At 54.3% G+C, this 21,562-nt stretch carries 17 protein-coding genes, 1 tRNA gene and 1 other RNA gene; 8 read left to right on the top strand and 11 right to left on the bottom strand.

The window, feature by feature from the left end; translation table 11 throughout:
- Nucleotides 1-20: 20 nt before the first annotated feature.
- Nucleotides 21-1,013, bottom strand: a complete 993-nt coding sequence (locus tag Enr10x_RS28690; RefSeq protein WP_145115562.1) for a family 43 glycosylhydrolase — start codon at nucleotides 1,011-1,013, stop codon at nucleotides 21-23.
- A gap of 642 nt (nucleotides 1,014-1,655) precedes the next feature.
- On the opposite strand from Enr10x_RS28690, the gene Enr10x_RS28685 reads away from it, so the two are divergent.
- Entirely contained in the window at nucleotides 1,656-2,177 is a 522-nt protein-coding gene (locus Enr10x_RS28685) for a type II secretion system protein (protein WP_145115559.1), read from the top strand.
- A gap of 235 nt (nucleotides 2,178-2,412) precedes the next feature.
- Entirely contained in the window at nucleotides 2,413-3,918 is a 1,506-nt protein-coding gene (locus tag Enr10x_RS28680; RefSeq protein ID WP_145115556.1) for a sulfatase-like hydrolase/transferase, read from the top strand.
- Between the two features lie 542 nt (nucleotides 3,919-4,460).
- Here Enr10x_RS28680 and Enr10x_RS28675 read toward each other — a convergent pair.
- Nucleotides 4,461-6,926 (bottom strand): DUF1549 and DUF1553 domain-containing protein, encoded by a 2,466-nt coding sequence (locus tag Enr10x_RS28675; RefSeq protein ID WP_232093175.1) that lies wholly within the window; start codon nucleotides 6,924-6,926, stop codon nucleotides 4,461-4,463.
- Nucleotides 6,927-7,481: 555 nt separating this feature from the next.
- Between Enr10x_RS28675 and Enr10x_RS28670 the strand changes: the two genes are divergently transcribed.
- The 4 genes from Enr10x_RS28670 (at nucleotide 7,482) to Enr10x_RS28655 (ending at nucleotide 13,730) form a co-directional block, all read left to right on the top strand.
- Nucleotides 7,482-8,828, top strand: a complete 1,347-nt coding sequence (locus Enr10x_RS28670) for a DUF1501 domain-containing protein (protein ID WP_145115551.1) — start codon at nucleotides 7,482-7,484, stop codon at nucleotides 8,826-8,828.
- Between the two features lie 112 nt (nucleotides 8,829-8,940).
- Nucleotides 8,941-11,121, top strand: coding sequence for a PPC domain-containing protein (locus Enr10x_RS28665; protein WP_145452468.1), 2,181 nt, complete (start codon nucleotides 8,941-8,943; stop codon nucleotides 11,119-11,121).
- Nucleotides 11,122-11,189: 68 nt separating this feature from the next.
- Entirely contained in the window at nucleotides 11,190-12,419 is a 1,230-nt protein-coding gene (locus Enr10x_RS28660) for a DUF1570 domain-containing protein (RefSeq protein ID WP_145115546.1), read from the top strand.
- A gap of 135 nt (nucleotides 12,420-12,554) precedes the next feature.
- The gene (locus Enr10x_RS28655; RefSeq protein WP_145452467.1) at nucleotides 12,555-13,730 is read left to right on the top strand and encodes an AI-2E family transporter; all 1,176 of its coding nucleotides are present in this window, start codon (nucleotides 12,555-12,557) and stop codon (nucleotides 13,728-13,730) included.
- 21 nt (nucleotides 13,731-13,751) lie between these two features.
- Here the strand turns inward: Enr10x_RS28655 and Enr10x_RS28650 are convergent, their stop codons facing one another.
- The 3 genes from Enr10x_RS28650 to Enr10x_RS28640 all read right to left on the bottom strand — a co-directional run bounded on the left by Enr10x_RS28650 (nucleotide 13,752) and on the right by Enr10x_RS28640 (nucleotide 17,057).
- Nucleotides 13,752-15,197, bottom strand: a complete 1,446-nt coding sequence (locus tag Enr10x_RS28650; protein ID WP_232093174.1) for a right-handed parallel beta-helix repeat-containing protein — start codon at nucleotides 15,195-15,197, stop codon at nucleotides 13,752-13,754.
- 164 nt (nucleotides 15,198-15,361) lie between these two features.
- Nucleotides 15,362-16,516 (bottom strand): ribosome small subunit-dependent GTPase A, encoded by a 1,155-nt coding sequence (gene rsgA / locus Enr10x_RS28645; RefSeq protein WP_145452465.1) that lies wholly within the window; start codon nucleotides 16,514-16,516, stop codon nucleotides 15,362-15,364.
- Between the two features lie 34 nt (nucleotides 16,517-16,550).
- Nucleotides 16,551-17,057, bottom strand: a complete 507-nt coding sequence (locus tag Enr10x_RS28640; RefSeq protein WP_145115535.1) for an FHA domain-containing protein — start codon at nucleotides 17,055-17,057, stop codon at nucleotides 16,551-16,553.
- Nucleotides 17,058-17,230: 173 nt separating this feature from the next.
- On the opposite strand from Enr10x_RS28640, the gene rnpB reads away from it, so the two are divergent.
- Both rnpB and Enr10x_RS28630 read left to right on the top strand, forming a co-directional pair.
- Nucleotides 17,231-17,606, top strand: an RNA gene (gene rnpB / locus Enr10x_RS28635) — RNase P RNA component class A.
- A gap of 263 nt (nucleotides 17,607-17,869) precedes the next feature.
- Nucleotides 17,870-18,304 (top strand): hypothetical protein, encoded by a 435-nt coding sequence (locus Enr10x_RS28630; RefSeq protein WP_145115532.1) that lies wholly within the window; start codon nucleotides 17,870-17,872, stop codon nucleotides 18,302-18,304.
- A 175-nt stretch (nucleotides 18,305-18,479) separates the two neighbouring features.
- On the opposite strand, the gene Enr10x_RS28625 is transcribed toward Enr10x_RS28630, so the two are convergent.
- From Enr10x_RS28625 to Enr10x_RS28605, 6 genes are all read right to left on the bottom strand, one after another.
- Nucleotides 18,480-19,451, bottom strand: coding sequence for a DUF1559 domain-containing protein (locus Enr10x_RS28625; RefSeq protein WP_145115530.1), 972 nt, complete (start codon nucleotides 19,449-19,451; stop codon nucleotides 18,480-18,482).
- 359 nt (nucleotides 19,452-19,810) lie between these two features.
- Nucleotides 19,811-19,895: transfer RNA gene (locus tag Enr10x_RS28620), tRNA-Leu, on the bottom strand.
- A 219-nt stretch (nucleotides 19,896-20,114) separates the two neighbouring features.
- Nucleotides 20,115-20,201: a DUF6891 domain-containing protein gene (locus Enr10x_RS30730; RefSeq protein ID WP_390620465.1), complete on the bottom strand. Its 87-nt coding sequence runs from the start codon at nucleotides 20,199-20,201 to the stop codon at nucleotides 20,115-20,117.
- Nucleotide 20,202: 1 nt separating this feature from the next.
- The gene (locus Enr10x_RS28615; RefSeq protein WP_145115527.1) at nucleotides 20,203-20,718 is read right to left on the bottom strand and encodes a protein-tyrosine phosphatase family protein; all 516 of its coding nucleotides are present in this window, start codon (nucleotides 20,716-20,718) and stop codon (nucleotides 20,203-20,205) included.
- A gap of 69 nt (nucleotides 20,719-20,787) precedes the next feature.
- A complete protein-coding gene (locus Enr10x_RS28610) occupies nucleotides 20,788-21,276 on the bottom strand; it encodes a barstar family protein (protein ID WP_145452464.1) in 489 nt (162 codons plus the stop codon).
- A 19-nt stretch (nucleotides 21,277-21,295) separates the two neighbouring features.
- A complete protein-coding gene (locus tag Enr10x_RS28605; protein WP_145115522.1) occupies nucleotides 21,296-21,553 on the bottom strand; it encodes a hypothetical protein in 258 nt (85 codons plus the stop codon).
- Between the last annotated feature and the right edge of the window lie 9 nt (nucleotides 21,554-21,562).

The raw sequence follows: 21,562 nt of genomic DNA, 5'->3' as shown, positions 1-21,562 counted from the left end.
TGCTCCCCGGGTGGCTTGTTTTATTTACCTGGCATGAGAACAGGGTGTCCCAGCAGGCCGTAACGTTTCCCTGTCTGGGAAACCGTCCAGAAGAAAGCCTTGAGTTTTCCCTCCTTGACGACCGGCGTGATGTGACCGCTGTAGATGATATTGGGCGGCTGCTCGCTGCGTTTGAGGTAGCGCTGATGTTTTTCAAACGCTTGAAAGGGGCCTCCGGGATTCCGGGAAACCAGATGCGCGACTTTTGCGCCTCCCTGATAGAAGTGTTCGATCACAAACAGATGATACTCCCCGTTGAGAAGCGCGACGCCAGTCAATTCCTGGGCCCGGACTCCCTCCGGCCTGGTAGTGACGACAATGGCTTTGGACCAGGAATCTTCCTTCAACGGATGCGATGATTCACAATGAACGATCTGATAACCCCGGGAACTGGCCGTACGGTGGTAGAGATGCAGGTGGTTGTCTGATTCATCACTGACCAGAGCCGCATCGTCATCTTCTCCCGGCAGATCTGAAATCGGATTGGCTGTTTTGTGCCAGGGAAGCTGTTCGGGGTCGGTGTTGGAATAGGCCAGGCCGATACTCCGTTGTGTAAAATGACTGGTCCGTCTGGCACTGTAGGGACAGTAAATGATGCCATTATGAAACGTCGCAGCAACGGAACTGGCCACGCCAAACTGGTCGTGGCTGCCCGACATCGTTCCTTTGGGGATTGCGACCCCATGATAAGTCCAGTCTTTAAGGTTCGGACTCGAGAACAGATGAATCTCAGTATTATAGGTGTTCGGATGATGCTCACTGTGTAGCGGGATCACATCGGCGAGCAGGTAATACTTTTTCTTGATGGGATGCCAGACGATCGCGTGTTCGCGCAGGCTCGCCTCTCCGGTTGCTGACTGAGCGTTCAACTCGACCTGGTACGACTGGGAAAAGTCACAGCAAACCAGCGAATCTGCCCTGGCGGCGGGCTGACAGAGCAAAAGCAGGACTAGAAATCTCCATATACCAGTCATAGCAAAACCTGCTTTCTGCCTGAAGGGATAATCGTGTGAGAGAGCACTATTTCTATTTTCTACGGGCAGCGAGGGGAATTCAAGCAGAGAATTCAGCGGGGAGGTCTTTCACGCTGCTGAGCACGCGTCTCTGTTGATGTGCATCCTTGCTTCAGGACTGTAAATACGCACTGTGAATGGTCTGACCTGTATATGATCCTGTTTGGTAAAATCCGGAAAACCGGTTCAGTTTGCCAGGCAGGACATTTTTGTTCTGGAACAAATGGTCCTCAATCATCCACCCAATCTGACGTTTTTTAAGTGGTTTTATTGAAGAAGCTTTTTCGTAAGCTTCCTAATCGTTGTATTCGGTACAGGAAGGCCGGAGTGTGCAGAGATTCTGCTGAAATAAAATTGACTCCTTTTGTAAACAACATAGATTTTGGTGGCCAGTCAGTCGGCGTCCCTTCTGAACAGGGCCATGTGAGAGTGGATCAGTTTTGTGAATTCACAGTACTCTAGTGGATCAGGACTGATCCTGAAACGATCCGGGCATTCAATCGTTTCCTGAGTTAAGCTGGTTACCCGGATACATTACACATCAAATCGTAACTAACATCAGGCGATGTGACAGGCACATTCGTTTAATCTCGGAGAAGGGCAATGATTAAAGCTACACCAAAACAAGCAAGACGAGCAGGTTTTACCCTGGTCGAAGTGCTGATTGTAGTCGTGATCCTGGGGATCCTCGCTGCAACAGTACTGCCACAGTTTACTTCAACCAATGACGACGCCAGAGAGTCCGTACTGGTCCAAGACCTGCAGACCCTGCGCAGTCAAATTCAGTTGTACAAATTCCAGCACCAGGGCAAATTCCCGGCAAACGGTTCTACCGATCCGAATGATTTCCGTGATGCACTGTTGCTGTCCAGCGACAAAAATGGCACAACGGGTGCCGTTGGTACCAAGCCGCTGGGTCCCTACCTCATCGGCAGTCTGCCCCCGAACCCCTATACGGGTGGTCGTGGTGTGATGATTGTTGCCGATGTTCCCGGTACAACTCCTGATGAAACTGCCAAAGATGGTACTGAAATCGTCGGCTGGATTTACAATCCTGCTACCGGCGAGATCAAAGGTAATAACTCCGGTAACGCTGCCAACGGCAGTAAGCTGGAAGCGCTCTAAAGAGCCGATTCAGCCTTTGCTGAAATAACTGCTTGAGACATTCTTTAGGCAAGAGTGAACCAAAGAGGCCCCTGGTATGAACCTTCATGCCAGGGGCTCTTTTTATTGAATTGCCCGGATGGTGTTGCTTTTCGTAACAGGATGCTTTTTAGTATAGCTGAAGAACATCCACCAGCGAATTTCACTGAATCGTCTTTGGAGAAGACCATCAGTCGATCCGGAAAGGTATCCTGCCATGCAGTTCATGAAGTTTTCTTTCGCATTCCTGCTGACCCTGCTGCTTGCTCCCTGTCTGCTGTCGGCACAACAGGCTCCTTCCTCGGCGGTGCCCGGTCGGCCGAATATCATGGTGGTCCTCTGTGACGACCTGGGCTATGGCGACCTGGCCTGTTTCGGACATCCGGTGATTCAAAGCCCCCACCTGGATCGGTTTGCGAGTGAAGGTCTGAAACTGACGAGCTGTTATGCCGCCCATCCCAACTGCTCCCCTTCCCGTACCGGACTGATGACGGGCCGGACCCCTTTTCGCGTGGGCGTCTTTAACTGGATTCCCATGTATTCCCCCATGCATGTCCGCAAGCGGGAGATTACGATCGCGACGCTGCTGCGCCAGTCGGGCTATGCGACCTGTCACGTGGGCAAATGGCATCTGAACGGCATGTTCAACCTGGTGGGGCAGCCGCAACCCTCCGATCATGGATTTGATCACTGGTTTTCCACGCAGAACAATGCCCTGCCTACGCACGAGAACCCGTTTAACTTCGTCAGGAATGCAAAGCCGGTCGGCCGGCTGGAGGGCTACGCATCACAGCTGGTCGCGGACGAAGCGCAGGACTGGCTGGTCAATCTGCGTGACAAAGAAAAACCGTTTTTCATGTTTGTCTGTTTTCATGAGCCGCACGAACCGATCGCAAGTGCCGAACGGTTCCGCAAACTGTATACCGCGCCTGAAGGATCGACGTTGCCCGCACATCATGGCAATGTTACCCAGATGGACGACGCTTTCGGCCGGATTCTGAAGACACTGGAAGAGCAGAAACTGCGCGAGAACACGTTGATCATTTTCACCAGCGATAACGGCCCGGCGATCACAGGGCGTCATCCGCACGGATCGGCAGGGCCGCTGCGCGATAAAAAAGGCTATACCTACGAAGGGGGCATTCGCGTGCCGGGCATCATTCAATGGCCCGGACATGTCAAACCGGGGACCGTCAGCGATGTGCCGGTGTGTGGTGTCGATATTCTGCCGACCCTGTGTGAGGTCGCAAAAATTTCTGCTCCTGCCGATCGCGTACTGGACGGGACGAGTATCCTACCCCTGTTTAAGGAAGAGCCTTTACAGAGGAAACGCCCGTTGTACTGGCAGTTCAACCGGTCCCGCAACGAACCCAAAGTGGCGATTCGTGACGGCGAATGGAAGCTGCTGGCACGACTCGATGTGCCGACCCCGAAACCTTCGGGCAGCATCACGGCCCAGGAGATCAAAGATCTGAAACGGGCGAAGCTGACGGGCTTTGAGCTGTATCACATTGCCAGCGACATCGGAGAAACGACCGATCGCTCTGAAAGTGAACGCGAAATCTTCGAAAGAATGAAGCAGCAGATGCAGGAAATCTATGCCGAGGTCCAGGCCGAAGCACCGGTCTGGCCGGCCTGGGAACGTTCCGGCTATGAAGGAAAAATCATCCGGGAATATTATCAGAAGCAGGCTGAGGAAAAGAAACAGCAGAAACAGAAGTAACCTGCGGACGTGTGTGTTCTGACAATTTAGCATCAATCGTAAACTTGAATCGGTCTCAGCCAGGTGAGTGAGGTCTGGTTCTATTTTTCGCTCAATTTGCTATCGGTTTTTCATAGGAAACCTGACTGAGCGTTGGACGTGGGAGCTGCGACCTCCTGCTCGCTGTGCTCGGCCCGAATTGCATTCGGGCCCACCCGGTTACACCACGAAATAGACGAATGATTCCCTACCACGAAAAGCACGAAAGACACGAAAAAACGGGCAGGAGTGCAGAAGAGAACGTGGGTGGTCCCGGATGTAATCCGGGATTGCCGCAGGCAACGGGAGGTTACGGTGTGAGCGAGAACTTGTGCTGATTTGCGCCTCAATCTGTTACCGGTCCTGCATAGGAAACCTGGTTCTGAGCTGGACGCGGGAGCTGTGACCTCCTGCTCGCTGCGCTCGGTCCGAATTGCATTCGGACCCACCCGTCTATATGAAAAGAGCCCGTCTCAAGAACATGAGACGGGCTCGTTCGTATTTAATTCAGAGCGGGTTCACGATCAATGGTTGAACAGGAACTCGCGGCTGTTGCTGATCGCCCAGAGCACGTCCTGGTAGCCTTCCCGTTTGTCTTTGGAAGCCTTGACGATCTGATCGCATTTGGCCAGCTCCTCTTTGGTCGGATAGCGGCTGAAGGCGGTCAGATACATTTCGGTAAAGACGTCATGATCGGCAGCTTTGGCTTTGATCAGTTTTTCAATGCGGCCGGTTTTGGCAGCCAGCTTGGTGTTGATCAACTGACCGTTGGCCACCTGCAGGACCTGTGCCAGGTTGGGCTGGCTCGTGCGTTCGCATTCACAGGTAATCACACGCTTGGGACGTCCCAGGGTATCCAGGAAGTAAGAGTTGTAATTCGGATCGGGCAGTTCAATGGCCCGCGTTCCCTCCGGCACACCGCGGAAGCGTTCCTGGGATCCGGTGATATCATCCAGGGCATCCAGCATGACCTCGGCTGAGAGGCGTTTCACGTTGTAGTGGGTGTAAAACCGGGTCTTGGCGACGTTTTCCGGCAGCGGTTCTGAAGCCAGCTGATAGGCACGGGAATTCATGATGACCCGCATCAGTTCTTTCAGGTCATAGCCCGACTTCACAAAATGATCGGACAACGCATTCAGCAGTTCCGGGTTGGAAGCCGGGTTGGTCTCCCGCATGTCGTCGATCGGTTCCACGAAGCCGGTGCCCATGTAGTACGACCAGAAGCGGTTGACGATGTTCTTGGAGAACAGTTCATTTTCCGGTGAGGTGATCCAGCGTGCCAGCGGGCGGCGTAAGTCGCGAAACTCTGACGACTCAACCGGCTCACCCATCAGCGGGGTGGGTTCCATGGTCTTGCGGGTCCGCGGATGACGGATGGAACCGCTGTTTTTGACCTTGATGATCGTATCCTGTCCCAGCGCACCGAATTCAACACTACTCTTGTTACCGACGCGGGTGAAGAAGGCGGCCAGGCTGTAGTAGTCTTTCTGGCTGTAAACTTCAAAGGGATGGTGGTGGCACTTGGCACACTGCAGACGGACGCCCAGGAAGATCTGGGACGTTGCTTCCGCGAGGTCTTCCGGTTTGGAAGCGATCTTAAAGTAGTTGGCCGGACCGTTCTTATAAATGGATCCCTGGGCGGTAATGATCTCGCTGACGAATTCATTGACCGGTTTGTTTTCCCGCAGGGACTGGCGAACCCAGTTGGAAAAGGCCCACATACCGCCATCGCCGATTTTATTGCGGTTGATGCGGAGCAGATCGCCCCACTTCATGCCCCAGTTGGCACTCCAGGCCTCGACGTAGACATCACGCTCCGGATCACCGGTCAGGCCCAGCAGTTCGTCAATCAGGTAACTGCGTTTGTTGGGATCCTTGGAAGCCAGGAAGGCTTTGACTTTTTCCGGTGTGGGCAGGGTGCCGATGCAATCCATGAAGGCACGTCGAATGAAGACTTCGTCCGAACAGAGCGGAGAAGGCTCCAGCCCCAGTTCTGCGTAACGCTGTTTGATCTGTTCGTCGATAAAGTTGTTGGGTTTGAAATCGGCCAGGTTGACCTTGTCTTTGTAGGGGGAGATGACCGTCGAAATTTTCGCCTGCCCCATGAAGCGGACCATGATCGCGGTCTGACCCGGCCCCTTGATTTCAATTTTGCCGCGCGGTGTCACGGTGGCGATGTTTTCGATCAGGCTGTCATACTGTGCCAGGGCAGTGACGTCCTGTTTGGAACCATCACTGTATTCGGCGATCACGCGCAGCTGCTGAATATCTCCTTTTTTGTAACGGCGGGACATCGGAGTCAGCTGCATGCCGACCACTTTGGGTTCCTTGTCGTCGATTTCCGTGACGGCTTCTGCGATCCAGGTTTCCAGGATGTGGTATTCATAAGAGTCTTTTGCAAAACGGCGTCCACCCCCGTGAGCCATGCCCATCGAGGCTTTCTGCAGAATCAGACTCTCTTTCGGCTGCAGGATCGAAACGCGCCGCTGGCGGTCGTCGCGGGCAATCGCGGGGTAATCCTGCTCCGGAGCAAAACCAAAGAGTGAGAGTTTAAAGCCCCCTTTACCGAACTGCGAAGCATGGCAGCCTCCCAGGCTGCAGCCCCCTTTGTTGAGGACCGGGACGACATCTTTGACGAAGCTGACGTTCTTGCCGCTGGCCCGCGATTTCACCACGACATCGATCACACGTTTGTCTTTACCATGTGTGACCTGGATCTTTCCCTGGCCAGTGCGTAAGGGCCGCACGAGACCTTCCGCATTCACTTCCAGAATGGCGGGGGTCAGGCTGGTGTAGCTGACTTCATGGGTCAGATCGCGGACAATTTTTTTGTCTGCCAGTACCGAGGCCTGGATCTGGAAATAATCCAGCAGACCGGAAAGTTCGATCTGTTCCGGTGCCACATGGAATCCGGACTCAGCCGCGCGGGAGGCATTCAGCGCAAAGCTCCCGAGCAAAAATGTCGTAACAACCAGCAGTCGGTGGAACATCAATTTTTTCTTCACGTGAGTCTTCCAGTTCATCATGAGATCAACTCGCTTTTGCTTGCCGTCAGCTGTTTTGAAGAAAGTTCTTCATTGCTGACAGGTGTCTCAGGCAACAGCTGTCGTCAGTGCAGGGCACAGGCGGGTCTGGCAGGTTGAGTGTGGTGTCAGGTGGGAATATCGTGGCTTAACATAAGAAGCCATTTATACTTAAATATACTAAAAAACTAAGAAATTGCAAAAAAAACTCTGCGATTTCGATAGATTTTCTGCTTTGGTGGGAACAACGGGTTCTGGGTTTACGTTCAGTGGTCACTGCGCAGAACCCTGCTGCATCCTCTATTTTATCGCTATATTTTAAGTCAATCAAGGAGTGAAATTTTTGAAAGCCGATTTCCGACTTATAAAATTCCCATAAGGAAACCGATTTTATATTTGCCTGCCTTACATAAACGGTTACAATTATATTAGTTATCTTGCCAAATTGATAACGCCGACAATTTTATTCCCTCCGAACCTCATCCCCTGCCCTGCAGGGTCCTGCCACAAAAGGAGTTTCTGATGCTGAAGCTTTTCCCACAGAAGGTTTCTAATTGTGAAACCGGAAGCCGTCGTCAATTTCTATTGGAAGTTGGTGCGCTGAGTGCTTTGGGAATCACGCTGGATTCCGTCCTGCGTGGTCAGGCGCATGCTTCCCAGGGTGAGTCTGGTGCACTGGCAGATCCTGCTAACGATACCAACTGCATTCTGATCTGGACCCGTGGCGGTACCAGTCATCATGATACGTTCGATCCCAAGCCGAACGCTTCTGCCGATGTGCGCGGCGATTTTTCTGCCATCAGCACCGCACTGCCCGGCTTTCAGTTTACCGACCAGGTCCCCCTGTTCGCGAAACACGCGAAAGAATTCACCATCATGCGGAATCTGAACCCGAAGAACGGTTCACACTCAACCGCAGATGCGTTCATGTTGTCGGGGCACAAGTTTAACCCTTCGGTGACTTACCCGTGTTATGGTGCGGTGATTGCAAAGACCAAAGGTTTCAAAACCAACATTCCGCCTCACATTCAAATCGGAACGAACGTGGACCGTCGTTTTAACGGTGGTCTGGGTGGTTATCTGGGGATGCAGTACAATCCCTTTGAAATTCCCGGTGATCCGAACGCCAAGAACTTTTCCGTACGGGATATTTCACCCCCCTCGGGAATTTCCATTGATCGTCTGAAACGACGCCAGCAGGCTCTGGCTGCCATCGATACGCTGCAGCGTCAGGCTGATGAGAACCAGAATGCGTTTGAAGCTTCTGATGCCCATTATCAGAACGCGTTCAGCATGATCACCTCGGCCGATACACAGAAGGCGTTCGACCTCAGCCAGGAATCGGATAAGACCCGCGACGAATACGGTCGGCATAACCTGGGACAAAGCTGCCTGCTGGCCCGCCGTCTGATTGAAGCCGGCTCCCGTTTTGTGACGGTCAGCAGCGGTGGCTGGGATACCCATACCAATAACTTCAAAGGTCTGCAGCGATTGCTGCCTCCGTTTGACCAGGGAGTCACCTCGCTGGTACTCGACCTGAAGCAGCGGGGCATGCTGGACAATACCCTGGTTGTCTGGCTGACCGACTTTGGCCGGACCCCGGTGATCAACTCAGCCGCCGGTCGTGACCACTGGTCGACTGCCTCCACCATGATGATGACAGGCGCGGGGACTCCCGCCGGTCAGGTGGTGGGAGCTACCGACGATACTGGTTCCCGTCCGGTTGGTAAGGAATACTATCCGCAGGATGTGGCTGCGTCGATTTACACAAAACTGGGTGTTCAACTCGATCATTACTTTATCTCTCCCGAAGATGGGCGTCCGCTGATTATCAATGAAGGACAACCCATTCCGGAACTGATGGGGTAATTTCGGGTACTCCTTCCTCACTCATATAGCGGTGATCGCCCCTGTGGACGTCCGGTCCAAAGGGGCATCCCTGTTTTCAGGCAATCCATTGAGTTTATTCAGGATCATGGTAATGCGCTGTCTCGCTTTTTCGTTGTTGACTCTCAGTCTGTTCGTCTCCGCCCTGCCCCACTTGCAGGCAGCCGATGAAAAGAAAGACGCCCCCTCCAAAATCGGTTTCCGCCAGTTGGTTGCTTTCAAACCGGCGGCGGTTCAACAGGGGGACAAACGCCAGATTCAGCTGCATACCAGCTATACCCTGGATGGAACGCATTCTGTCTTTTTCGACCAGCCCGGCATCAAGATGACTTTCACCGAGCCGAAACCCAAAGCAGCGCCGCGTCGGGGGCGGGGATCTGTCGGAACGCCGTTTTCATTCGATATCGAAGTGCCCCAGGATCAGCCCACGCGGGTCTATGAGTGCCGCGTGGCGACCGATCAGGCCGTCTCCAGCGTTTCGCATCTGCTGGTGACTCCCTATCCGGTGATTGAAGAAGTCGAAAAGAAAGATAACAACACTTACGACACGGCCCAGGAAGTGACTGTGCCTTCCACCGTGTGTGGTATCGTGGAAAAATCAGAGGATCTGGACTGCTATAAATTCAAAGGGAAGAAGGGTCAGGAAGTCACGATTCAGGTCTATGCCCAGCGCGTAACCGAAGCGATTCACACGATGCAGACTTCGGGCGTGTATCTGATGGATTCGATTCTGACCCTGTATGGTCCTCAGAAGCAGATTGTCGCCCAGAACGACAACTACATTAAATCGGATTCGCTGATTACCTTTAAACTTCCCGCCGATGGGGAATACGTTTTTGAAATCCGTGATGCCCGCTATGTGGGAACGGGAAAATACGCGTATTGCATCGAAGTCAGCGACACCCCGTTTGTGAATTACACGATGCCGATGGCCGTTCAGAAAGGGAAGACGGCAGACGTCAACCTGCACGGCTTCGCTTTGAAAGGTCACGAAAAAGCCACGTTCTCTGCTGCGGATACCAAAGAGACCGGCTGGGCACAACGGACTTTCACGACTCCCGCAGGAAAAACCAACGCCGTCTGGACGCTGATCAGCGACAATCCTCAGGTGGCTGCTCCCAATACCAACACGAGCATGGAGAAAGCGTTTCCCTTAACACTGCCGGTCGGTGTGAGCGGTCAGCTGACGGAAGCCGAACAGACGCACTATTACTCGTTCAAAGCGAAGAAGGATCAGTACTACTCCTTCGATCTGATGGCCAACCGCATCGATCTGCCGCTGGACTGTGTCATGGAAGTGCTCGACGGCAAAGCCAAACCGCAGCGGATCTATGTCAACGGGGGTGCGAATACCGAAGCCGACGATGGTCTGTCGACCAAAGATGCGAATTTCTACTTCAAGGCGCCCGCGGATGGGGAATACTATGTGACCGTTCGCGACCTGCACGACCGGGGTGGAGAGCGTTTTGCCTATCACCTGTCGGCTGAACTGAGTGGTCCTGAGTTCGAAGTACATGGAGAATATTATTACGCCCAGATCGCTCCGGGCACCAACATGATGTGGTTTGCCCGCGTGAAACGGCTGAATGAATTTGACGGTCCCATTGAATTGAATATCGAAGGGCTGCCGGAAGGGGTCAGCCTTGAACCGGTCACGCTGCCCCCCGGCGTGAATGACTGTGGACTGATTCTGAAAGCTTCCAAGGACGCTCCGATCAACGCGTCACTGGTGAAAATTTCCGGCAAAGCCAAAGTTCCCGGTCCGGATGGGAAAGAACAGGAAATTGTCCGTTACGGACGCATCACCTGTGAGATTCAATCGGGCGGTGGAGGACAGGCCCGCTGGCCGATCAACACGTCGATCGTCGGAGTCACCAAGCCGCTCGACCTGCTGGAAGTCAAAGCGACACCCAGTGAGATCACGCTGAAGCCGGGCGAATCGGCCGAGATCAAAGTCACGATCAAACGCAGCGAAGCCTACAAGGACCCTGTGGTCCTGGCGACCGCGTTCGAGTATTTCAATTCCAAGTTCGGTCAGCAGTTGCCTCCGGGAGTGACCCTCTCGAAGAAGAGCAAAACCCGCCTGGCTGGAAAGACGCTGGAAGGAACGCTGATCATTGAAGCCTCTGATAAAGCGAAACCCATCAAGCGATTTCCTTTTGCCGCGATGGCCCGCGTGGGGATTACGTTCTCCATCACGACCAACTACGCATCCAATGTGATTTATCTGACCATCACGGATCCGGACGGAAAAGACAAGCTGGCGAAAAAATAGGGATCGACTTCGGTTCCTCTCCCCTCTATTCTGGAAGTAACGTTCACTTCTGCGCAGAAAGTCCATGCATGGTCTGGAGAGATTCAAGAACCGATTCCTTTCAGCAACAGGTTGCCGGCAGAGTCACGACATGGCTGGTGCTGCTTTGCAGCGGTCTGCTGCTGGCCGCCCCGCTGCCCGCACAATCTCCCTCGCGCGCACAGGCGAAGTCAGAGCCCGCGCTGCCGCTGTATGAATTCACCTTTCTGGACGCACAGCAGCAGGAACAGACACTGCAGGCAGCGCAGATCGTGGAGGCCCGTGACGGCGGCGTGGTGATGCTGAGCCGCGACGGACGATTGCTGACTGCCACCCCGGAACAGTTGAAGCAGAAGCGAAAATTGGACGAACCGTTCACTCCGCTGGGGAAAGCGGAGCTGACGGCGGCGTTGCAGCGTGAATATGGCGCGGACTTCGAAGTGACGCAGACGAAGCACTTCACGATCTGCAGCCAGGCGGGGAAACGTTATTCCCAGTGGTGCGGCTATCTGTTTGAGCGGCTGTATAAGGTGCTGCACAATCACTGGGACAGCAAAGAACTGCCTCTGCATGAACCGGAGGTCCCCCTGATCGCGGTGATTTTTAAAGACCGCGCCGCGTTCGAAGCGTATGCCAGTCAGATCCTGGGAGAAGGCGCTGCCGCCACGCACGGTTTTTATTCGATCCAGTCCAACCGGATGGTGCTCTACGACTTGACCGCAGCGCCGGGTGAGCGGCCCGCGTATAACGATGCCGACATCCTGAGGAAATTACGCAAATCGCCCTTTAACATTGCGACGGTGATTCATGAATGCACGCATCAGATCGCCTTCAATGTCGGCCTGCATACCCGCTTCGCCGACAATCCGCTCTGGCTGACCGAAGGGATGGCGACGTATTTTGAGACACCCGATCTGCGGAGCAAGACCGGCTGGCGAACGGTGGGCCGGCCCAATCCCTGGCGGCTCAGGCAGTTCGTGGATTATGCGCGTTCCCGCAGAAAAGCCGATTCGCTGCAGACACTGATCTCCTCCGATGCGCGGTTTCAGGATGCGGAGACAGTGCTGGATACCTACGCCGAAGCCTGGGCCTTTTCCTACTTCCTGATCAAGACCCACCGCAAGCAGTATGAGGAATACCTGAGTCTGATCGCCGCCCGCAAGCCGCTGATCTGGGCGACTCCTGAAGAACGGCTGCAGGCATTTCAGTCGGTGTTCGGCGAAGATCTGGCCCGCCTCGATCAGGAATTCCTGAAATACATGCGACAAATCAGTCGCTGACGCCGCTTTTTCTCTTTGCAATGTCTGGGTTTCTCAGTATGGTGCGCATACCATGCAGGATTCCGCGCACGGCCTCTGTGCGTATTCTCCTGACATTTCGGATCTCAATGCACCAATCCGTAAAGGGCTTCCGCCATGACGAACTCACTGCAACCCTCGGATGAACAGGCCAAGGTAATCACAGGTAGCCTGATGCTGCTGGCCATCATCGCTCTGGCCTTCGTGTTTTATATTACCAAAGCCGTCCTGATTCCGTTCGTGATCGCAATCTTCATCGTGACGATCGTTACGCCGCTGGTCGACCTGCTGGTCCTGAAGTGGAAAATGCCGCACATCGTTGCGATCTCAGCGACGCTGCTGCTGGTGCTTTCGATCGGGCTGCTGCTCTGTCTGATCCTGATCTATTCCACACAGCAGGTGATCGCCAAAGCGGAGACGGAGTACAGCGAGAAGCTGGGCATTTTTATCAACTCGACATTCAGCACGGTTCAGGAGGTGACCGAACCGAAGCAAAAAGAACAGGCCGAGTCCAAGTCCGAGGAAGCAGAATCCCCTGCCCCGGTAGAAACGCCTCAGACCCCCGTGGAAGCGCAGAAGCCTCCCGTGGGCTGGTTTCAGAAAGTCGGCGTCGACCTGAATGAGATGAAGCAACTGACGACCAGATATATGAAAGATGCTTTAAAGTCGATCGCCTTCAGTACGATGCAGACGGCACTCAACTTCACCACGACGTCGTTCTTTGTGGCGATCTTTGTGATCTTTCTGCTGGCCGGCCGCAATCCTCAAGCGGTGGTTAAAAACGTGATCTATTTCGAAATCGAAAAGAAGATCCGCAGCTATATTTCCACCAAGCTGATCATCTCGCTGATTACCGGGGTGCTGGTGGGAGTGACGCTCTCGCTGTTCGGACTGGAACTGGCACTGGTGTTCGGCATTCTGACGTTCCTGCTGAACTTCATTCCTTCGGTCGGTTCCCTGATCGCAACCCTGCTGCCGATCCCGGTGGCCTTCGCCCAGTTTTCGGGACAACCCTGGATCATTGCCGGGGTGATTCTGATTCCGGGAGCGATTCAGATGGCGATCGGCAACGGCATCGAACCCAAGATCATGGGCGAAGGCCTGCAGCTGCACCCGGTGACCGTCCTGCTGGCATTGTCGTTCTGGACGCTGCTCTGGGGCCCGATCGGTGCGATTCTGGCCGTACCCATTACCGCGGGAATTCGCATTGTGCTGATGCGGTTCGAATCGGGACAGACCGCCGGCAACCTGCTCGCCGGAATTTTGCCCGGCGAGTCGACTACGGTGGCCTGATCTGGATGTTTTGCTGATCGCTTAATACACGGTCATCGTATTGGAGACTTCCGTTCCCGGTCCGACGTCGATGTCGCCGGAGACGAGGTTATCGGTGATCTGAATCTGCTGACCCCCGGTGACGCGGATCGCGAAGTTCCTTTCGCCTTCGGTGATCAGGCAGTCGGAGATGCGGGACTGCTTCACGTTCTGCAGCAGGATGCCGCCGTTCTGGCACTGGCGGATGGAGCAGTTGGTGATGTTCATTCGCGCGCAGTTTTCGAGAATCAGGCCGGCGGGTACGCCGCGGGTCGCCAGGATATTCAACGCGTTGATTGTGCAGTCGGAGCAGTCTTTGAAGACGTTCGCGTCTTTGGTCTTGGCGCGGTAGTCGGGATTGCGGTCCAGCAGATTGGAACCGAGGACGATGTGCGAGGAATCTTCGACGAGCAGGTTGTGCTCATAAGCTTGCCAGAGCGTGTTGCCGGTGATGGTGATGCCGCGGGAATGCTGGAGGTGGATGTTGACGGCGACATCGCTCATGGAGTTGTCGGCGATCGCGAAGTTACCGACTTTGCGGGGATCTTCGGGGCCATTGCCGATGAAACGGACGTTCGCGGAGTTGGGAGCATTGTTCGTGTGCTGAATGGTGCAGCCGAAGATTGCGCCTTCCCGCAGCGAACCTTTCGAGATATCGAACAGGACATTGGCGGTGGGCTCCGTTTCTTCGCCCATGTTGCCTTCGATGTCGCAGTTGCCGATCTGAATGTTGCGGATTTCACTCTCGCGGACGACGATGCCCCCCTGCTTGTTGTAGCTGATATGCGAATCGGAAATGTTGACCTGGTGCAGGTTCAGCTTGTCGAGGTAGATCCCGACGCCTTCATTTTCATAAATGTGACAGTCGTCGATGGCGACGTTCCGGTTGCGTTCGGTCAGGTGAATGCCGTGCAGGGCTTTACGTACGACCAGTCGAGTGATCGTGATCTGCATGGTCTTGATGGCTTCGATGCCGATCGCTTCGGGATGTTTACCGACAATTTCGATGCCGTCCACCATGGGGGTTCGTTCTTTTTCCCAGACGACCGGCTGCACGGTTTTGGGGCTGGCGGTGCCATTGTGGGTGCCGATGAACTGAAACGCGGGGCCGGCGCCTTCCATGAGGATCGTGGCGGTGCCGTCACCAGAGATCGACGTCGGGCCGACTTTGGTCAAATCGATCACGATCGGTTTTGTCAGGCGATACTGTCCGCGGGGGAAGCGCAGTGAGCCGACCGAGGTGTCGACCATCTTCTGAATTGCAGCGGTGTCATCAGTCTTACCATCTCCGACGGCGCCAAAATCTGATACCGTGGCTTCTCTATATTTTATCATTTTCGTTTTTGAGGGGAGCTTCACCGATGGCTGAGATGCTTCGTGATGGTTCAAAAACAGCCCCGTTAATACGAGTGCGATCACTCCAGGCAGGAAGAGCGTTTTCAGTTTCATGGTATCAACTTTCAATGCAGAAGTGTTCTGGCAGGGGATCGCCGGCGTTGCGGGCGGTCCAATAGTTAAGGAAGCTTATAAACGAGTCTAAGGAAGAGAGAAGCAGGGTTCAACTGTGAGGCTGTTGAAAAGCAACAGGACGTGCTGCCGCGAGTACCAGCGGCTTACTGATGATATGCGGGCCGCGGTTCGTCACCGGCGATGATTTTGAGGTAACTCTGATAGCGTTGCCGGGAGATGAAGTCGTTGGCGACGGCTCGTTTGATGCCACAGTCTGCTTCGTGGGTGTGGGAGCAGTCGGGGAAGCGGCACTGGGGAACAAACGCATGAAATTCGCGGAAGAAGCCTTCGACCTCTTCGGGGTTCACATCCCAGAGCTGTAGTTGACGAATGCCGGGCGTATCCACAACCCAGCCTCCGGTGGCGATTTCCAGCAGGATCGCAGAGCGGGTCGTGTGACGCCCTTTGCGATTCTCCTGGCTGATTTCGGCAGTTTCCAGCGAGAGCTGGCTGTCGATCTGATTGAGGAGCGACGATTTGCCGACGCCGCTCTGTCCGGAAAAGACGGACTGTTTCCGCTTCAGCAGCGAGCGGAGCCGCGGGATGCCCGTGCCCTCGACCACGCTGGTCAGCACGATGTCGTATCCCAGCTGGGCATAGACGCCAATCAGGGGCTGCAGCTCGACCGGATCGACGAGATCGATTTTATTGATGCAGATGATGGAGTGAATGTTCCCTTTTTCGGAACTGATCAGGAAGCGGTCGATGAGCGAAGGCTTGAGTGGGGGATCGTCGGCGGAGACGACAATCACCGCCTGGTCGATATTGCTGACCAGAATGTGCTCGCGGCGTTTGCTGCCCCGCGAGAGATAGGACCGTCGCGGCTCGACCCGCTCGATGACGGCCTGGTGTTCGTCTCCTTCAGGGCGGATCAGGACGTGGTCGCCAGCGACGACGGCATTGCGGTCATCGCGGGACATGGTGCGGACCAGCCGCCGTACGGTGCATTCGAAACGTGAACCGTCTTCAGTCTGGACGACGGAGTTGAGTCCCTGGGAGCGAATGACGCGGCCGGGCAGGCAGTTGCTCTCGTCGATATCGATGACAATCTCGGTGCCGTCGTCGGTTTCCTGTTCGACTCCCATGACGGTGCGGTGGCGTGTGAGATCCCCTTTGCCCGTCAGGCGCTCGCTGGCGTCCATGTACTGCGAGTCGACGTGTTCATCCATCTGGTGGCTGGAGAGCTTGTTTTTCCGGACCTTCTTCTGGCGGTTCTTTTTAAAAGCGACCCGGATTTTTTTGCCTTTTTTCTTCGCCACTACAGTTCCGGTTCCATCGATGCGGGACAGCGATTCATGATGCGTCTTCCTGGTCTTCGTCCGGGTCAGTCAGGAATTTCAGCCCCAATTCATCGTCGGTCATTTGGGATTCGTCTTCCGGAAGTTCAATCTGTTTCGGCGCCCGGGCCGGCGGCGCCATGGGGCGCTCGGGGCGGCGTTCCGGTTTGACCAGGCCTGCTTTTTCCATCAGGCTCATTTCGAACGGATCTTCTTCTTCCGGCGGCGGTTCGTCCGACTGGGGGGTGTATTTGATTTCATATTCGTGTTTGGCGATCGACAGCTTGTCTCCCGGGAGCAGCCACTTCATGTCGCAGCGCTGGCCATTGACTTTGATGCCGTTACGGCTGTTCATGTCGCGGACACGCCAGTAGCCGTTCAGGAACTCCAGCTGGCAGTGGTGCGAAGAAACATTGGGAAACTGCAGTGTGATATCACACTTGCTGCGGCGGCCTACCAGCAGAACTTCGGAAAGCAGCGGGATCGGATCGCCCCCTCCACAAGGGTTGAGTTCACCTAACATAACAAGTACCTGGTACCTCTATTATCTGTTCTTTACCAGAATTTCTTCCATTGCCCGCTTGATATTAATCTATACCGCTGGCCAGACATTATAAAGTCATTCTCTTTGGAAAAGTCAGAAATTGGGGATAGTTCAAGGGTTCCACTTACTCTATACTGGTTGGTTCGATAGCGGGAGCCGGCCAGGTGGTCGCTGCGAATCTTCGGATTCGGGGAGGAAAGTCCGGGCTCCACAGGGCACGGTGGTGGGTAACTCCCACCGTCCGCGAGGACAGGGAAAGTGCAACAGAAAGCAGACCGCCGGACCGGTTCGCCGGTGCGGTAAGGGTGAAACGGTGCGGTAAGAGCGCACCAGCAGGCCGGGTGACCGGTCTGGCTAGGTAAACCCCACCGGGTGCAAGACCAAGCAGAGAGCAGTCCTGGTTCGCCAGGACACGGATCGGCCCGATGCGGTACGACTCTCGGGTAGGTCGCGCGAGGCAGCAGGCAACTGCTGTCCCAGATAAATGGCCACTCACGACATAACCCGGCTTACAGGCCGACTCCCGCTATCACTTTCTACCGCCGCTCACGCGCCATCAAATATACCAGATCCCAAAACGGAAATGTTGTCAATATGATTGTAAAATGTTCCAAGGTATTGCAATAATGACACACTTGTGTGTTGTTGTTCTGATGGTATTAAAATTTATATCTCCTTATATAACAATGTGTTGCGGATAATCGTGATTTGTTTGGCACGCTGAGTGCATTAGTACTCATTCATCAACAAAAAGTTAGCCACTTTTAAACAACCCAACATTAAAGGAGATAATGATGAAAAAATTCGCAATCGCATTCGCAGCTCTGGCAGCCGTCACTCTGGTCAGCAGCACCACTTTCGCCGCAACACCTTTCTGCGGCACCAGCAGCTACTACAATTCGAAGTACAACAACAATTACAATTACAATCACTCGGCCAGCAGGTACAACGACTGGAACTACAATCATTCGTATTACAACAGTCGGGACTACCAGAATCGTTACCGGACCACCGCTCCGTACTATTCTTCGCTGACCGATCGGCTCAACAGCCTGTACAGCAATCCGTGGTCGAACACGCCGTTGTTTACGAACACCTCATACCGTTACCGTACGAACTACAACACACTCCCGTACAACTCAAACCGGTATGATCATGATCGCTACAACCATGACCGGTTCGACTACAATCGTCACAGCAACCGTGACTGGCGGAACTACCGCTAAGTCGTGGTGCTGAGACGAAAAGGTAAACCAGCCCAGCACGCCCTGGCCGGACATGATCCGGCCAGGTTTTTTTTTGTTGTGTATGTCTAATGCGACGTAAAAAAACTGCAGCAGGAACAGTTTCGTCCTGCTGCAGTCTGGTTGGTAGTCTTTGATCAGTGGCAGTCAGCCGGGCTTAGAATTCACCCATGACCTGACCGTCAGACATGTAAGCCAGGTGCTGACGGGTAGAGGCGTCGAGGTTTTCACTGATGAACCGCACGGCCCCATCTGCCATCAGGATATGCATGCCACCTACGTGGGTACTGCCCGGAGAGCCCCATTCGCCCAGGCGCCCGAAGATCGGCGTGCGGGCATAAGGAGTACTGTCCCAGCCACAGCATTTCCAGTAGTTGATATACAGGTTGGGGGGAGTTGCGAAATCGATTCCCAGGCCGACGTGCTGGGCAGTGGCCCAGGAGTTCGTCACGCCATCGACGACTTCGAGTGTGGTTTCAACGACCGCGGCAGTGTTACTGGTACCATCTTTGACGTCGCGGATGCGACAGGCTGAGTTGGTACCAAACATGGTGCGGGTCGTTTTTGAGATACTGTTCCAGGTCGGACAGGAGTTGGCGTCGTTCACGACAAAATCGTAACAGGTGCGGGCCGTGTTTGCGATGCCGGAGCCGTAGGTCGTATTGGCACTGGCATAGAATCGTTGTCCGTCATCCGAGGGGCACATCAGGGGTTCGAGAATGGTTGTTGTCAGAGCTGCATTGCCGCTGGCGATTGCACCGCCGCCGGCGAGGGTTCCACTGCCCGTGTTGCGCTGGCCCGTTGCGGCACTGAAATTAAATTTGTTGTACAGAGCTGACTGTTCCAGGTAAGGCAGCACGTAGAGCCAGCCTTTGTGGTTGGTCACATTGCTAAAGCCGCACTGGCCAGGGTTGGAGGTGGCATAAGGGAAGACCGAAAAGGTTTCGTTGTAGTTGTGCAGTGCCAGGCCAATCTGTTTCAGATTGTTTTTGCAGGTACTGCGACGGGCTGCTTCGCGTGCCTGTTGCACAGCGGGCAGGAGCAGGGCGATCAGGATGGCGATGATGGCAATGACCACCAGCAGCTCAATCAGGGTAAACCCTTTTCTTCGATGGGTCGGGTTGGGCACGGTAATCTCCTCGTAGAGTAATAAAAGGAAAAAATAAAGAAATGGTTTCTATATAAAGCAATCTGTGTGCCAGCAGGGGCAGGTGAAATTGAGCGGTGCAGAGTTATGTGGCTCTATGGTCAAAGGGGAAATCAGCTTAGGAGAATTCTCCCGGGGGCAGAAATTCCCGGTATTTCGTGAAAGAGCCCGGCTCAGCAGGAGGAACCTTGTGCTGCTGCTGTTTTTTAAGGCATGTGGTGCAGAAGTGTGAGCTGTGCGACGGCTATACTGCAGGGGAGAGAAGACTATTTCTGGTCCGTTGGGGGCGGGGCCATAAAAAAAGGACTCACGACAAAGTCGTAAGTCCTTTGAAATCAAGGTGCCCAAGAGAGGATTCGAACCTCCACGTCCTTTACGGACACTAGAACCTGAATCTAGCGCGTCTGCCAGTTCCGCCACTTGGGCCTGTGGTGTATCCCTTTGGATAATATCGACTTATGTCGAAAGAATCTCAAGGGAAATGGGGCTGAAAAGCTCAACCTCACAGGGAAGCAGGTATGTTATAGAGTTTCGGAAGCTTTTTCCAGTCAATGGGACGCGAAAAATTTGAGAAGCAGCCGTGGAAAAAGCGGGATCTGACACAATTGATTCAGGCGTCACTTTCAGTTTGTCAGGTCTACCGCCTCAGCGTTTCTGCCAGGTGATGTCCGGCACGCGGATGCGTTCTTTAAACGTACCATCCCATTTGACCTGGAAGCCAGCCTGTTCCAGTTCATGGTTCTGGTTCCGTGTTTCTAATCTGTGTCTGCAACTGGCAGATCCAGTCGAACTGTTCCGGGGTGTCGGGGACGGGGACGCGCCGTTGCTGGGAGACGAGTTCAAACGCCTGTTCTGCGGTGAGGCCGTGTTGAATCAGAATGCCGGCCGCCAGCATGCCCGCACGGCCAATGCCGGCCCGGCAGTGCACGACGGTCTGACTGCCGGCGAGAATGCCCGTGTACAGCGAGTGTGTCAGCCTGGCAAACCCGGTGCTGTCGGCGGGAAGGCAGCGGTCGGGAATCGGAAACGAGGTGAACTGCATCCCGTTATTCTCAGCCAGTTCGCGTTCCTGTGCGAGGCCGACGTCTGCAGCTTCTGCGTCTTCCAGCAGGGAGACGATATGCGTAATCCCCCAGCGGGCGATGGCTGCGAATTCGTCTTCTATCCATTCACCGCTCACCGGTTTGGGCATCACGGCCAGCAGGCCGGTGCCGATGTGCTGGATGGGGTAGATGCTGGGTTGGATCATGGTTTTTCAGTCACATGTTTTTAAAAGGTGCGATTTCCCGCGGACAACTCCTGCAAACAGAATCGTGCATTAGAGGCCCCGGTCTTGATTCATCCATTCTAAGGAATTCCAGTGTACGGGATGTGCTCCCACGTTCCTGGTTTGCAGGCCTGGGTCGTTACTTTGAATCAGTGTAATCCAGCGTTGGCCGGTCAGCAGAAACTGATAGGTCTGATCTGCCATCTGATCCAGAAAGAGGCTCGCACATTCTCCATCTTCCTGATACCAGTGATCGAAATTAATGACGACAACTAAAACTTTTCCCGTTTCAGAGGTGATATCCGAGAGACAGTCATTGAGCGCAGCCCAGTTTCTGCCAAAGTAGTCGGGAAACTGAAACCCGGCATGCATGTCGCTGTAAAAATTATCCAGGGAATACCAGGGCTGCGCATCAAATTGATAGATCTGATATTCCTGATGCGCATACCAGGCCAGATGCTTTTCCAGGAGTTCCCGCGAGAAGTATTTCGTTACCGGTCCACGGGCCAGAGTCTGGAAATCAAGCTCATTATCACACATGAAATCACTCAGTCAGAGGTTATTTTCGTCGATGGGAAAACAGGTACTGCAGGAAGGAGCCGATGCCGGCGAATTTAAAGCTGGGATCGACGTATTTTTCGATGACGTAGAACATAAAGTAATACAGGCGGGCGGAGGCCCAGACGACGAGCAGGAGCAGCACCGCGATCTGCCAGGAACGGGTTTCAAACAGGATCAGTCCCCCGGCGATGAGCAGGATCATCAGGAACAGGAATCCCTTGAGGTAGATCAAATGTCTGCTTTTGAGATCGGCCATGGTTGTTGG

This window comes from Gimesia panareensis (assembly GCF_007748155.1).
GTDB classification, from domain to species: Bacteria; Planctomycetota; Planctomycetia; order Planctomycetales; family Planctomycetaceae; genus Gimesia; species Gimesia panareensis.
This window is presented reverse-complemented; position numbering and strand designations above follow the sequence as displayed.